The organism is Streptomyces sp. NPDC047061 (assembly GCF_040643955.1).
In the GTDB taxonomy this organism is placed as follows: domain Bacteria; phylum Actinomycetota; class Actinomycetes; order Streptomycetales; family Streptomycetaceae; genus Streptomyces.
In genome coordinates this window covers 1-13856 of sequence record NZ_JBEYVI010000037.1, presented here as the reverse complement: position 1 = coordinate 13856, position 13856 = coordinate 1, and the positions used below count along the sequence as shown (strand labels likewise).

At 71.4% G+C, this 13856-nt stretch carries 13 protein-coding genes; 7 read left to right on the top strand and 6 right to left on the bottom strand.

The genetic code is table 11. The features are described from left to right. Positions 1–7: 7 nt before the first annotated feature. Together ABZ887_RS38345 and ABZ887_RS38340 are read right to left on the bottom strand one after the other, a co-directional pair. The gene (locus ABZ887_RS38345; protein ID WP_361300410.1) at positions 8–1213 is read right to left on the bottom strand and encodes an FAD-dependent oxidoreductase; all 1206 of its coding nucleotides are present in this window, start codon (positions 1211–1213) and stop codon (positions 8–10) included. A 2-nt stretch (positions 1214–1215) separates the two neighbouring features. Next, a complete protein-coding gene (locus tag ABZ887_RS38340; RefSeq protein WP_361300407.1) occupies positions 1216–1404 on the bottom strand; it encodes a ferredoxin in 189 nt (62 codons plus the stop codon). Between the two features lie 352 nt (positions 1405–1756). On the opposite strand from ABZ887_RS38340, the gene ABZ887_RS38335 reads away from it, so the two are divergent. Further along, complete coding sequence (locus ABZ887_RS38335; RefSeq protein ID WP_361300404.1) at positions 1757–3106, top strand: glutamine synthetase family protein; 1350 nt, start codon at positions 1757–1759, stop codon at positions 3104–3106. 40 nt (positions 3107–3146) lie between these two features. Continuing rightward, on the top strand, positions 3147–4421 hold the full coding sequence (locus tag ABZ887_RS38330) for a cytochrome P450 (protein ID WP_361300401.1): 1275 nt from the start codon (positions 3147–3149) through the stop codon (positions 4419–4421). 31 nt (positions 4422–4452) lie between these two features. Here the strand turns inward: ABZ887_RS38330 and ABZ887_RS38325 are convergent, their stop codons facing one another. Further along, positions 4453–5007: a cysteine hydrolase gene (locus ABZ887_RS38325; RefSeq protein WP_361300398.1), complete on the bottom strand. Its 555-nt coding sequence runs from the start codon at positions 5005–5007 to the stop codon at positions 4453–4455. Positions 5008–5203: 196 nt separating this feature from the next. Here ABZ887_RS38325 and ABZ887_RS38320 point away from each other — a divergent pair, with 196 nt between their 5' ends. Beyond that, positions 5204–5818, top strand: a complete 615-nt coding sequence (locus tag ABZ887_RS38320) for a TetR family transcriptional regulator (RefSeq protein WP_361300395.1) — start codon at positions 5204–5206, stop codon at positions 5816–5818. Positions 5819–5837: 19 nt separating this feature from the next. Here the strand turns inward: ABZ887_RS38320 and ABZ887_RS38315 are convergent, their stop codons facing one another. Next, positions 5838–6476 (bottom strand): HD domain-containing protein, encoded by a 639-nt coding sequence (locus ABZ887_RS38315; protein WP_361300392.1) that lies wholly within the window; start codon positions 6474–6476, stop codon positions 5838–5840. Between the two features lie 114 nt (positions 6477–6590). Here ABZ887_RS38315 and ABZ887_RS38310 point away from each other — a divergent pair, with 114 nt between their 5' ends. Beyond that, positions 6591–7550 carry a GlxA family transcriptional regulator gene (locus tag ABZ887_RS38310; RefSeq protein ID WP_361300389.1) on the top strand — a complete coding sequence of 320 codons (960 nt, stop codon included), beginning with the start codon at positions 6591–6593 and terminating at the stop codon, positions 7548–7550. Positions 7551–7554: 4 nt separating this feature from the next. Here the strand turns inward: ABZ887_RS38310 and ABZ887_RS38305 are convergent, their stop codons facing one another. Beyond that, complete coding sequence (locus tag ABZ887_RS38305) at positions 7555–8445, bottom strand: NADP-dependent oxidoreductase (protein WP_361300386.1); 891 nt, start codon at positions 8443–8445, stop codon at positions 7555–7557. Positions 8446–8581: 136 nt separating this feature from the next. On the opposite strand from ABZ887_RS38305, the gene ABZ887_RS38300 reads away from it, so the two are divergent. Beyond that, a complete protein-coding gene (locus ABZ887_RS38300; protein ID WP_361300383.1) occupies positions 8582–8986 on the top strand; it encodes a helix-turn-helix domain-containing protein in 405 nt (134 codons plus the stop codon). Positions 8987–9091: 105 nt separating this feature from the next. Here ABZ887_RS38300 and ABZ887_RS38295 read toward each other — a convergent pair whose 3' ends face one another. Further along, positions 9092–9871, bottom strand: coding sequence for a helix-turn-helix transcriptional regulator (locus tag ABZ887_RS38295; RefSeq protein WP_361300380.1), 780 nt, complete (start codon positions 9869–9871; stop codon positions 9092–9094). 86 nt (positions 9872–9957) lie between these two features. On the opposite strand from ABZ887_RS38295, the gene ABZ887_RS38290 reads away from it, so the two are divergent. Both ABZ887_RS38290 and ABZ887_RS38285 read left to right on the top strand, forming a co-directional pair. Beyond that, positions 9958–10932 (top strand): LLM class flavin-dependent oxidoreductase, encoded by a 975-nt coding sequence (locus ABZ887_RS38290; RefSeq protein ID WP_361300377.1) that lies wholly within the window; start codon positions 9958–9960, stop codon positions 10930–10932. 334 nt (positions 10933–11266) lie between these two features. Beyond that, on the top strand, positions 11267–13537 hold the full coding sequence (locus tag ABZ887_RS38285; RefSeq protein ID WP_361300374.1) for a M4 family metallopeptidase: 2271 nt from the start codon (positions 11267–11269) through the stop codon (positions 13535–13537). The last annotated feature ends 319 nt before the right edge of the window (positions 13538–13856 follow it).

Here is a 13856-nt window from a genome sequence, read left to right as displayed (position 1 = left end):
GGGCTCCTTAGACGGAAACGGTCTCGGTCAGGGCGGGCTGCTTCAGCAGCTCGGCGCGGTAACGGGCGGCGGACGCGGCCGCGGCCTGGCCGCCGAGCGCGACGACACCGACGAGCCGGTCGTCGTGGTGGTAGCCGACGAGCACGTCCCCCGCCGGGTCGCCGTCGAGGACACGGACGTCCTCCTTGCCGAGGACCGGCGCCCCGAAGGACTGCAGCCGGAAGTCGTGCTGGTCGCTCCAGAAGGTGGGCAACGGCGCGAAGGGCGCCGGCGTCTCGTCGGCGACGAGCGTCCTCGCCGCGTGCTTGGCGGTGTCGGTCGGGATGCACCAGTGCTCGACGCGGCGCGGCACACCGTCGTAGCGGGCGTTGGGGAACCGGGCCACATCGCCCACCGCGACCACGTCGGGCCGGCCGCCGGCCCGCAGGCAGGCGTCGGTGAGCACGCCGTCGGTCAGGTCGAGCCCGTTGCCGTCCAGCCACTCGGTGTTGGCGACCGAGCCCACCGACTCGACCACCACGTCCGCGGGCAGCACCGAACCGTCGCTCAGGATCACACCGGTGACGCGGTCGTCTCCGGTGAACCCGGCGACGCCGGTCCCCAGCGCGAAGCGGACCCCGCGTTCCTCGTGCCGCCCGAGCAGCGCCCGGCCCAGCAGCTCTCCGAGCGGTCCGGCCATCGGCAGCGGCAGCGGGTCGACGACGGTCACCTCGGCGACTCCGAGCCCCACCGCGGTCGCGGCGACCTCGCAGCCGATGAACCCGGCGCCGACCACGACGACCCGGGCACCGGGCCGGGTCAGCGCCGCGCGCAGCCCCTGGGCGTCGTCGAGGGTGCGGACCGTGTGGCGGCCGGCACTGGGTCCCGGGCAGGTCAGGCGCCGGGGGCGCATTCCGGTGGCGACGACCAGCCCGTCGTACGACAGCTCGGTGCCGTCGTCGAGCCGTACCGTCCGCTCGTCCAGTTCCGCGGTGACCACCGTCCTGCCCAGTCGCCATTCGACGTCGGACACGCTGGCGCGCGGCCGGAAGGCGAGGGACTCGAAGGGGGCCCTGCCGGCCAGGACCTCCTTGGACAGGGGCGGCCGGTTGTAGGGCATGTGCGGTTCGTCGCCGACGAGGGTGATCGCGCCGCTCCAGCCGGCCGCGCGGAGTTGCTCGGCGGCGCGCAGGCCGGCCATGGAGGCGCCGGCCACGACGATGCGCGCGTTCACGGTCAGGCCTCGATGCGGATGGCCTGGAGCGGGCAGACGTCGGCCGCTTCCTCGACCTCGTCGCGCAGCGCGTCGTCCGGGTCGGTGACGTGGACGAGGTGGCCGGCGTCGTCCAGGGAGAAGACGTCGGGGGCCGCGAAGACGCACTGGCCGTGGTCCTGGCACTTGTTCATGTCGACGACGACCTTCATGGCCGGTCCTCCTGAGGGAGCGGGAGCGAAGGGAGAGAGGGAGAAGAAGTGGGCCCGGCCGGTCGTGCCGACCGGGCCCCGCCAACGGGTTGCGGCGGACCGCGTCCCGGACTCGTTTGGCTTCAAACAAGGTAGGCAGCCGCCACCCCCTGGTCAATACCTATCCGTATGGATAAATTCTTTGCGTCGCCCTCTTGCGGCAAGGTGCACCCCTGCCTACCGTTTGGCTTCAAACAGTCGGCCGGAGTGCTGCCGAGGCCCTCTCACATCGCACCCCGGCCCCCCGCCCTCACCTTTCACACCACCTGACTCTTCGTGGTGTCCCGACGTCCGTCCGCCCAAGGAGACAACGGTGAGCGATCAAGACCATGCAGAAGTCCGCCGGCACCTGGACCGGCTCGCCGCCGACGGCATCGACGTCGTCCGGGTGACGTATCCCGACCTGATCGGCACGGACCGGGCGCGTGACGTGCTCGTGGAGGAGCTGCCGCGGGCGCTGGAGCACGGGCTGGCCTTCTGCCGGGCCGTGTACCACACCAGCCCGCAGGGGGACGTGGTCCCGGTCAGCGGTGGTCTGGACGCCGGGCTCCCGGACGTCTGCGTACGGCCGGACCTCTCCACCCTGGTCGCGCTGCCCTGGGAGCCGGGCGTGGCGGCCTGTCTGGCCGAGGTCACCGATCCCGCCACCGGGTCACCCGCCCCCGAGTCGCCGCGTGACCTGCTGCGGTCGGTCCTGGAGCGGTGCCGTGAGCACGGGCTGAGCCCGGTCGTCGGGCCCGAGCTGGAGTACTTCCTGTGCGAGCCGGACCCGGGCGGCGGCTGGCGGCGCTACGGCAGCGTCCCCGGTGTCGTCTACACCGCCGGGCTGCGCGCCGACCCCGACAACCACCTGCTGCGCACCCTGCGGCAGGTCCGCGACCTGCGCATCGGGGTGCTGAGCGGCAACCACGAGTTCGACGGCGGGCAGTTCGAGATCAACCTGCTGCATTCGGAGGCCCTGTCCGCGGCCGACCGGGCGTTCCGCTTCAAGGCGGCGGTCAAGGAACTGGCCCGTCGCGAGGGGCGGCTCGCCACCTTCATGGCCAAGCCCTTCAACGACGCAGGCGGCTCCGGTTTTCACCTGCACCTGTCCTGCGAGGGCGAGGAGGCACGCAACGTCTTCGACGACCCGTCCGGCGCGTACGGCCTGTCGGCCACCGCCCGGCACGCGATCGCCGGCATCCTCGCGCACGCGCCCGCCCTGGCCGCGCTGCTGAACCCGACCGTCAACTCGTACAAGCGCTTCGGACCCGACACCCTCGCCCCCTGGCTGATCGACTGGGGCCTGGACAACCGCAGCGCGATGGTCCGCGTGCCGCCCGAGCGCGGCGCAGGTGCCCGGCTCGAACTGCGGCTCGGGGACGCGAGCGCCAACCCGTATCTGGCGATCGCCGCGACCACGGCCGCCGCACTCCTCGGTGTCCTGGCCGGCGAGGAGCCGCCCGCCCCGCTGGAGGGCTACGGCTACGACACCACGAAGGCGGCCGTGCTCCCGATGGACCTGTCCGCCGCGCTCGACGCGCTGGAGGCGGACACCGCCCTGGCCGAGCTGCTCGGCAAGGACTTCACCACGTCGTACCTCACCTACAAGCGCAACGAGGTCGAACGCTTCCAACGGCATGTCACCGACTGGGAGTTCACCGAGTACGCCTACCACCTGTGACCACCCGCGGCCACCCGCGACCACCTTCGAAGGACCGACGATGACCACAGCCACCGGCGTCGAGGCCATGCGCCTCGCCGATGTCGACCTCGCGAACCTCGACAACTTCACCGACGGGGTGACCCCCTGGCGGATGTTCCACACCCTGCGCCACCAGGACCCGGTGCACTGGCAGCCCGAGGAGGCGCCCAACTCCGGTTTCTGGGCGCTGACCCGGCACGCCGACATCGCGCGGGTCGACCGGGACGCCGAGACGTTCACCTCCACCCGGTTCGTGAACCTGGAGGAGCTCGACGAGGACCAGATCCGCAAGCGCGCCTCGATCCTGGAGCTGGACGGTGTCCGGCATCGTGCCCTGCGCAGCGTGATCCAGCGGCAGTTCGGGGCCGGGGTCATCAACAGCTACACGGACTTCCTGCGCGGGCTGACGGCGAAGACGCTGGACGCGGCGCTGGCCAAGGGGACCTTCGACTTCGTGAAGGAGGTCTCCGCGGACTTCCCCATCAACGTCCTGGCCCGGCTCCTGGACGTCCCGCCGGAGGACAACCAGCAGCTCATCGACTGGGGCAACCGCATCATCGGCAACACCGACCCCGACTACGCGGACGTCCTGCTGCACAGCGCGGAGAGCGAGAAGTACCGCGACCTGCCGTTCCGCTCCCCCGCCTCGCTCGAAGTCTTCGAGTACGGACGGGAACTGGCCCGGCAGCGGCGCGGCGGCGAGGGGACCGACCTGGTCTCCAGACTGGTCAACACCACCCCGCGCGACGGGGTCCCGCTCTCCGCGCAGGACTTCGACAACTACTTCCTGCTCCTGGTGGTGGCCGGCAACGAGACCACCCGGCACACCATCACCCACTCCATGCTGGCCCTCCTCCAGCACCCCGAGCAGCTGGCCCGGCTCCGGGACGACCCGTCGCTGGTCCCGACGGCGGTGGAGGAGTTCCTGCGCTGGGCGTCCCCGGTCTACCACTTCCGCCGGACCGCGACCCGTGACGTCGAGCTCGGCGGCAAGCAGATCAAGGAGGGCGACAAGGTCGTCATGTGGTACGCCTCGGGCAACCGCGACGAGGAGGTCTTCGGGAACCCGTACGACTTCGACGTGGCCCGGCGGGACAACGACCACGTCACCTTCGGCAAGGGCAGCCCGCACCTGTGCCTGGGCAACCTGCTCGCGCGCACCGAGATCCGGATCATGTTCGAGGAGCTGATCCCGCGGCTCGCCGACATCCGCCTGGCCGGCGAGGTGCCGCGGGTGCGCTCGAACTTCGTGAACGGCATCAAGAAGCTGCCGGTGGAGGTGACGCTCGCCTGACGGCCCGCGTCGGAATGCGTTCAGAACGCGGTCAGAGTGCCGCCGCCCACGCGTCGACGGTCGTGACCTCGGCCTGCTTCGGGAACACCTTCTCCGTGAGCACCCGGTGCACCTCGGGGTCGGAGTCGAGGCAGCCGTCGGACAGCACGGTGAGCTCGAAGTCCAGGTCGGCGGCCTGCCGCAGGGTGGACAGCACGACACCGCTGGTGGCGATGCCGGTGAGGACGAGGTGGTCGATCCCGCCGGCCCGCAGCACCATGTCCAGGTCGCTGCCGGCGAAGGCGCTGACCCGCCGCTTGGTGACGACCGGCTCGCCGGGCGCGGGAGCCACGTCCGGGTGGACCTGCGTGGACCGGTCGTCCCCGGCCGGGCGGGGCGCGGCGCCCACGAGGCCGCGGAACATCTTGTTGCGGGCGCTGACCTCCGGGTAGCCCGGGCGGAAGCCGACGACCACGTAGATCACCGGGACGCCGCCGGCCCGGGCGGCGTCGATCGCCTTGCTCAGCCGGGGCAGGTACTCGGCGTCGGGAAAGCGGTCGACGACGACCTGCTGGACGTCCATGACGAGGAGGGCTTGCTGAGGCACCGTCTCTGTTCCTTCCACGCGGCCCGTTGATCACCAAGCGGCCGGCCATCAAGCGGTCAGCCATCAAGCGATTAGTCATCAAGTGATTACTTGGCAACGTAGCCCGCACTGCGGGACCATGTCAACGCATGATTACCTTGTGGCGCAGCCTCGTTCCGCCGAAGGGGCCGTCGTGGCGTTGACGAGAGGAGCCGCTGTGTCGTCGGACGACGTGACAGAGCAGGCCGCCGACGGGCCCCGGCGCCGGGACGCCTCGGCGACCCGGCAGGCCCTGCTCCTGGCCGCCCGCTCCCGGTTCACACGGCTGGGCTACGACCGTACGACGCTGCGGGACGTCGCCGCGGACGCGGGGGTCAACCTGGCGCTCATCAAGCGCTACTTCGGCTCCAAGGAGGGCCTGTTCAAGGCGGCGCTGGCGTCGGCGCCCCGGTTCCTCGGCGGCGAGGGCGAGTTCCCGCGCGACCGGGCCGCGCTCGCCGAGGCGCTCAGCCGGCAGCTGGCGGCCGGGGCGTGGGCGGAGTTCGGCGAACATCCGGTGCTGATGCTGCTGCGGGACTCCGGCGACGAGCAGGTGACGGAGCTGCGCCGGCGGGCCCTGGAGGAGTTCGGCCGGCAGGTGCTCGAAGCGTCCGGCGCCTCGTCGGCACCCGACGCCGAGCTGCGGGCGGAGCTCCTGGTCGCCCTCGGCGTCGGGGTGGCCGTCGTACGCTCCGCCGTGGGCCTGCGGCCCCTGGCCGACGCCACACCCGAGGACCTCCTGGGTCCCCTCCACGACATCGTGGAGGGGCTGCTCGGACCGCCGCCGGACTGAGCAGCCCCGCTCGCACGGGTCACTCGGGCCAGGCGGAGGTCCTGATGACCTCGACGAAGTCACCGCGCCGGAAGCCGGGGACGTAGTGGGCGAGCACGTCGGCCTTGACGTTGCCGAAGGTGGTGTCGGGGCGGTCCTGGATCCCCTCCGTGAAGGCGGCGAGGATCTGGTTCTTGAAGTCCGGGCGCGGATGCGCCGCGACGACCGCCGCGCGCTGCTCGTCGGTGACCTCGTGGTAGCCGATGCCCAGCACGTCCAGCTCCACCCCGCGGGTGACCAGGGCGATCTCGGGGGCCATGTGCAGCGGGATCTCCGGGGTGGTGTGCAGGGCGATGGCCGTCCAGACCCGGTCGGCCGGCTCGCCGGTGATGCCGCGGGCCTGCAGGAAGGCGCGGGCCTCGTCGGCGCCGTCGATCTCGAAGCGCCGGTCGGTGCGGCGCAGGCTCTTGGTGAGCCCCAGGTCGTGGAACATCGCGCCGACGTACAGCAGCTCGGGGTCGAAGGCCGTACCCAGGGCGCGGCCGCGCAGTGAGCCCCACAGGAAGACCCGCCGGGAGTGGTCGAACACCAGCGGGGTGGCGATGTCACGGACCATCTCGGTGGCCTCCCGCACCAGGGCGGTGTCCGGGATCCGTACGCCTGCGATCTCTTCGCTCATCGTTCTTCGGCCTCCGTGCCGGTCAGGTGATGTGCAGGTGATGTGCCTCCAGGGTTCTCCGGGGGACGTAGGCTGGGCCATGTCTCTGCTGCCAGGAAAACCACGGATTCGGACATGGCGCATCGGGTGGGCTTTGTGGTCTTCGACGGGGTGACCATGCTCGACGTGAGCGGTCCCTCGGAGGTGCTGTACCAGGCGGGCCGGCTCGCCGACCCCTACGAGCTGGTGCTGGTCTCCCCTGCGGGCGGCACGGTCACCACCTCCGCCGGGCCGGCCCTGACCGGCACCGTCCGGGCCGCCGACGCCGGCCCGGTGGACACGGTCCTGGTGGCGGGCGGCGACCGGCTCGCCGAGCGGCCGATCGAGGACGGGCTGCTGGCCACGGCACGCGACCTCACCGAGCGGGCGCGGCGGGTCGCCTCCGTGTGCACGGGGGCGTTCGTGCTGGGTGAGCTGGGCCTGCTCGACGGGCGGCGCGCGACGACCCACTGGCGGCACGCGGCCACGTTCGCACGCCGGTATCCCCGGGTGCGGGTCGAGCCGGACGCCATCCACATCCGCGACGGACGGTACGTGACCTCGGCCGGCATCAGCGCGGGCATCGACCTCACCCTCGCCCTGGTGGAGGACGACCACGGCGCGGACGTGGCGCGGGACATCGCGCGCGAACTGGTGGTGTTCCTGCAACGCCCGGGCGGCCAGTCGCAGTTCTCCACGGCCATCACCACACCACCGGCCCGCAGCGACCTGCTCCGTACGCTCGTCGCCTCGGTGCTCGCCGATCCGACCGCCGACCACAGCCTGCCCGCCATGGCCGCGTCCGCCGCCGTCAGCACCCGGCACCTGACCCGGCTGTTCACCGCCGAGCTGGGCACCACACCGGCGCGCTGGGTCGAGCGGGTCCGCCTGGACCGCGCCCAGCAGCTGCTTCTGGCCGGCCACAGCGTCACCTCCGCCGCCCGGCACAGTGGCCTGGGCACCGACGAGACCCTCCGCCGTGCCTTCGCCCGCCACCTGGGCACCACCCCGACCCACTACCGCAGCCGCTTCACCACCACCGGCCGCCAGAGCTAGCCGGCTAGGGCACCAGCACCAGTCGCCCGCGTACCCCGCCCGCCGCGAGGCGGGCGTGTGCCTTGGCGGCCTCTTCCAGGGGGAACGTCTCGGCCACCCGGAGCGTCAGCACGCCCTCGTCCACGAGTCCCGCCAGCTCCGCGAGGCGTGCCCCGTCGGCGGTCACGGCGACGGAGGTCGTCCGTATCCCGCGCACGGGCGCGGGCTCACCCCCGGGCCGGACACCGACGTAGCCGCCCCCGTCGCGCACCCACTCCAGGGCCGGCTCACCGAGAACCGCCGCGTCCAGTACGGCGTCGAAACTCCCCGCCTCGACGTCGCCCGCCGTGAAGTGCGCGGCCCCCAGGGACCGTACGAGCTCCTCGTCGGCCTCGCGGGCCAGTGCGGTCACCGACACGCCCCGGTGGGCCGCCAGTTGGACGGCGAAGCCGCCGACCGCACCCGCCGCGCCGGTGACCAGGAGGGACTGCCCCTCGGTCAACTCCAGCAGGTCCAGGGCCTGTACGGCGGTCAGCCCGTTCAGCGGCAGCGTCGCCGCGTGCACGGCGTCCACCGTGGCCGGCGCCGTGGCCACCGCGTCCGCCTCCACGACGACGTACTCGGCGTGGGTGCCGAGCGGCCGCACCATGCCGGGGTCCAGCGCCACCACCTGGTCGCCGACGCCCCAGGCGGTGGCGACGCCGGTCGCGTCCACGGTCCCGGCGACGTCCCAGCCGAGCCCGATCCGCTTGCCCGCGCCGCCGAAGAATCCGGCTCGCACTCCTTCGTCCGCGGGGTTCAACGCGGCCGCCGCGACCTTGATCCGCACCTGGCGCGGGCCCGGCTCGGGCCGCTCGGTCTCCACCACCTCCACGACCTCGGGCCCGCCGAACCTGTTCACCACTGCTGCACGCATGACTGCCTGCTCCCTGTAGGGCGTTCTCGCCCGGGTCTCGCCTCGGTCTCTCCTCGGCTGATCGCAACCCTAGGAAGAGTTACTATCTTCTGGTAAGTAGTTACCTGAAGGTGCCTAGGTCCCCCAGAGGTGAGCGATGCCGACGACGACGGCGGCCCAGCGACGCGAGCAGGCGCGCGTGGAGTACGACGCGTTCATCCGGGCCTGCCCCACCAACCAGCTCCTCGACCGGATCAGCGACAAGTGGGTGAGCCTCGTCGTCTGCGCGCTTGCCCCCGGCCCGATGCGCTACAGCGAGCTCGCCCGCAAGATCGCCGGCGTCAGCCCCAAGATGCTCACCCAGACCCTGCGCTCCCTGGAACGCGACGGCATCCTCGCCCGCACGGTCACCCCGTCCGTCCCGGTCCGCGTGGACTACGAACTCACCCCGCTCGGCCTCAGCCTCTGCCTCCTGGTGGCAGGCGTGAAGGACTGGGCGGAGACCCACATCGAAGAGGTCCACGCGGCGCGCGAACGCTATGACGGGGCAGCGGGAGACTAGGGCATCTCCTTCGAATCCCGCAGCATCACCGCGCAGATCCGGCAGACCGCGGCAGAACTCGGCTTCGGGCACACGACGCTGGAGGCTCTGCCGGACCAAGGCCGACTACAGGTTCCCGGGTGCCTGACCCGCGACAGCGAAGGCGGTGGATCCGGCGGCCGTCGAGAGCGCCTCGGCCGTCGCCGGGTCGGCCGGCAGGAACGCCTCCAGCTTCAGCTCGGCGAGTGTCACGTCGACGGCGGTCGCGAAGGTCGTCACGGTCGTCATCAGGCGCAGCTCACCGAGCGAGGACTGCAGGCGGAGCGGAACCGCGAAACCCAGGAGTCCGTCGGACGGCTCCAACTCGGGAACGTAACCGATGAGTTCGGAGTGCAGGTCTTTCACGTGCCCGAGGCGTGCCAGGATGTGGCGCGCCCATTCGGCGAGGTTGAGGATGCGGGGAGCCAGACCGTCGGGGTGCAGGGCGAGGCGGTAGATGTTCGTGCCCGGGCCCACCAGGTCGGCGGCCGCCCCCTCGGTGATCAGGTCGAACGCGGTGTTCGCGGCGATCAGGTCACCGACGCGGTCCACCACCAGTGCCGGGTACGGCAGATGCCCGCGCAGGATGTGGTCGATGGCCGTGCGCACGGGGGCCAGCACCGGGTCGTCGAGTGCGCTCTCGGGATAGGCGGGTGCGAATCCGGCGGCCAGCAGCAGCTCGTTGCGCTCCCGCAGCGGCAGTTCCAGCGACTCGGCCAGGCGCACGACCATGTTCCGGCCGGGGACGGACCTGCCGGACTCGATGAAGCTGAGGTGCCGCTGGGTGGTGCCCGCCCGCAGCGCCAGGTCGAGTTGGCTGAGACGACTGCGGGTACGGCGTTCGCGAAGCGTACGAGGGAAGTCCACGCGCCTGTTCTAACGCCGGCGGACGGTTCCGGGCCATTCCCCGCAGGGAATTGCCGCCACCGACACCGGTCGCGAGCATCGCCGGCATGGACATCGGCGTACTGCTTCCGACCGGAACCGCCCAGTGGGGCCCGGCCGACGACCCTCGCGAGCTGGTCGACCTCGGCCGCCTGGCCGAACGCTCGGGTTTCTCCTCGCTCTTCGTCAACGACTCGCTCGTCAGCCCGCGTATCGAGGCGCTCTCGATGCTGGCCGCGCTCGCCCCGGCGACCGGGACCGTGACGCTGGGCACGGCCGCGCTGATGCCGTTCCTGCGCCGTCCCGTCCAGGCCGCGCAGGCCCTCGCGTCGATCGACCTGCTGTCCGGAGGCCGCCTCACCGTGGCCGTCGGCGCCGGCTTCCCGGGCCGCTTCGGACGGCCCCTCTACACACTGTCCGAGCTGCCGTGGGACAGGCGTTTCGCCCGCCTGGACGAGACTGTCAGCCTGTGGCGGGCCCTGTGGGACGGCGCCGACGCCTTCCACGGCGAGATCCTCCGGTTCGACGGCATCCCGCCCACGACCAGGCCGTTCCGAGCCGACGGCCCGCCCGTCTGGCTCGGCGGCGCGACCCCTGCGGCGCTGGCCCGCACCGGGCTGATGTACGACGGCTGGCTGCCCTACCCGCCCGACCCCGCCGACTACGCGTCCGGCCTCCGCGACATCCGCAGAGCGGCGGCCGATGCCGGACGTGCGGCTGAGGACATCACCCCCGCGGTGTTCGTCTCGGTACGGATCGACGACGACATCGAGGGCGGCCGCCGGGCACTGGAGGGCTACGCACGGGCCACCTACGGCATGCCGCTGGAGGAGCTGGAGAAGATCCAGGCAGTTGTCACCGGCTCCGCCGACCAGGTGCGGCAGCGCCTGGGAGAGTACGTCACCGCCGGCGTCCGGCACATCGTCGTGCGCCTCGGAGCTCTGGGCCTGTCCTCCCAGCGCGACCAGCTCGAACGGGTCGCGGACCTGATCCCGGCCGTACGGGGAGCGGCGGCTCGCGCCTCCTTCGCTCCGGGCTCCTGAAGCACCACACGGGAGCACATGGAAGCAGCGGCCGAAAAGCGCTGTTCAGCCGCTCGAACCGGCCGCTCGCAACCGCCAGTTCAAGCCGATGTTCTGATGCGCTCATGACATTTATGGTTCCCGAGTGTCAATCTGCTCTCCGAAAGTTCACCGTCTACACACAGGTTGTCCCACACAACTCCCGTGTCCGACCCCTGTCTTCACCCCGCACGGCAGCGAGGACCTGACCCGCCTCGTACCGTGCCACCCACCCGCGCGCCGCCGGACGGCCTCACCAGGCCGACCCGCTCTCCCGGGCCCCACCGGGCCCGATCACCCCACAGAAGGAGAACGCATGTTCCGGCAGGACCGTCATCAGCATCGCACCAGACACAGCGTCGCCCTGGCGCTGACCGCGGCAAGTGCGATGCTCGTGGCCGGAATACAGAACGGCACCGCGATGGCCGCATCCGGCGGTCACGCCCCGGCCAAGATCCTGGCCACCCCCGACGCCGGTGCCGCCTCCGCCAAGCTCTCGCCGGCGAGGCGTGCGGCGCTGCTCAAGAGCGCCGCGACAGAGGCTCCCGACACCGCCAGGACCCTCGGCCTCGGCGCCGGCGAGAAGCTGGTCGTCAAGGACGTGTCCCAGGACGCGGACGGTACGACACACACCCGCTACGAGCGCACCTACGCGGGCCTTCCCGTCCTCGGCGGCGACCTGATCGTCCACGACGACGGCGGCCGCCTCACGGTGTCGCGGGCCACGAAGGCGAGCCTCGCGGTCCCGTCCGTCAAGGCGAAGGTCTCCTCGGCGACGGCGAAGGCCAAGGCGCTCACCACCGCCGCGAAGGCCGGTGCCGAACAGCCCGCGATCGACGGCGCCCCGCGTCTGGTCGTCTGGGCCGCCTCCGGCAAGCCCGCCCTGGCCTGGGAGTCCGTGGTCGGCGGCTTCCAGGACGACGGCACCCCCAATGAGCTCCACGTGATCACCGACGCGGACACCGGAAAGCAGCTCTTCAAGTACCAGGGCGTCGAAACCGGCACCGGCACCGGCCAGTTCAACGGCACCGTGCCCCTCGGCACCACGCTCTCCGGTTCGACGTACCAGCTCGTCGACGGCGACCGCGCCGGACACCGCACCTACGACCTGAACCAGGGCACCTCCGGCACCGGCACGCTCTTCACCGACGACAACGATGTCTGGGGCGACGGCACCCCGTCCAACCGGCAGACCGCGGGCGTGGACGTCGCCTTCGGTGCGGCGGCCACCTGGGACTTCTACAAGAACGTCTTCGGCCGCAACGGCATACGCAACGACGGCGTAGCCGCCTACAGCCGCGCCCACTACGGCAACAACTACGTCAACGCCTTCTGGTCGGACAGCTGCTTCTGCATGACGTACGGCGACGGTTCGGGCAACACCCACCCGCTCACCGCGCTCGACGTGGCCGCCCACGAGATGAGCCACGGTGTCACCGCTGCCACCGCCGGCCTCACCTACTCCGGCGAGTCGGGCGGCCTCAACGAGGCCACCTCGGACATCTTCGCCGCCGCCGTCGAGTTCTACGAGAACCTGCCGGCCGACGTCCCGGACTACCTGGTCGGCGAGAAGATCAACATCAACGGGAACGGCACCCCGCTGCGCTACATGGACAAGCCCTCCAAGGACGGCGCGTCCAGCGACTACTGGAGCTCCTCGCTGGGCGGCCTCGACGTCCACTACTCCTCGGGCCCGGCCAACCACCTCTTCTACCTGCTCTCCGAGGGCAGCGGGGCGAAGACCGTGAACGGGGTCGCCTACGACAGCCCCACCTACGACGGGCAGCCGGTGACCGGCATCGGCATCGACAACGCCCAACGCGTCTGGTACCGGGCCCTCACCACCTACATGACGTCGAGCACGAACTACGCGGGCGCCCGTACGGCCACGCTCCAGGCGGCGGCCGACCTCTTCGGCGCCTACAGCCCCACCTACCTCGCCGTGGCCGACGCGTGGGCGGCGATCAACGTGGGCAGCCGGATCGCACTGGGCGTCAACGTGGCGCCGATCGCGGACCAGATCAGCGGTGTCGGGCAGGCGGTGTCCCTCCAGACGGACGCGTACACCACCAACTCCGGTGCGGGCCTGACGTACACGGCGACCGGCCTGCCGGACGGGCTGACGATGAGTGACACGGGCCTGATCTCCGGCACCCCGACCACTCTCGGCACCAGCGACGTCAGCATCACGGTCACCGACGCCACCGGCGCGAGCAGCACAGTGAGCTTCTCCTGGGAGGTGGCCTACGTCTACGCCAGCTCCACCCGCGTCGACATCCCCGACAACAGCTCCGCGGTGGAGTCCCCGATCACCGTCACCGACCGCACCGGGAACGCCTCGGCGACCACCCAGGTCTACGTGAAGATCATCCACACCTACCGGGGTGACCTGACGGTCGACCTGGTCGGCCCCAACGGCACGGTCTACTCGCTCCTGAACCGCAGTGGCGGCTCGGCCGACAACGTCGACCAGACCTTCACCGTCGACGCCTCCGCGCAGCCTCTGACCGGCACCTGGAAGCTCCGCGTCCAGGACCACGCCGCGATCGACGTCGGCTACATCGACCAGTGGAGGCTCATCCCCTGATCCTCTCCCGCCCGCTCCGGAGCCGTCGTCCCGGGTCGCCCTCGCGGCCCGGGACGGCGGCTCCGCCCAGGTGCCGACAGCACCCGTTCGGCGTAACGTGTTCGAGGGAATGAACCGGTCGCGGGCCATGCGGTCCGATGTTGTCCGTCGGCCCGGTGGTCTTCGTGGCGTGCACCCGTATGAGTCAGGAGCGCATCGTGGGGACACCTGTTCGTCGGCGCGCACCGAGTGGGGCAAGTGCTTCGAATTCAGGTGGAGGCTCGTCGCGGAGTAGGAGTCCAAGCGGCGGCCTCGGCGCCGGTTTGGGCGCCACCTCTTG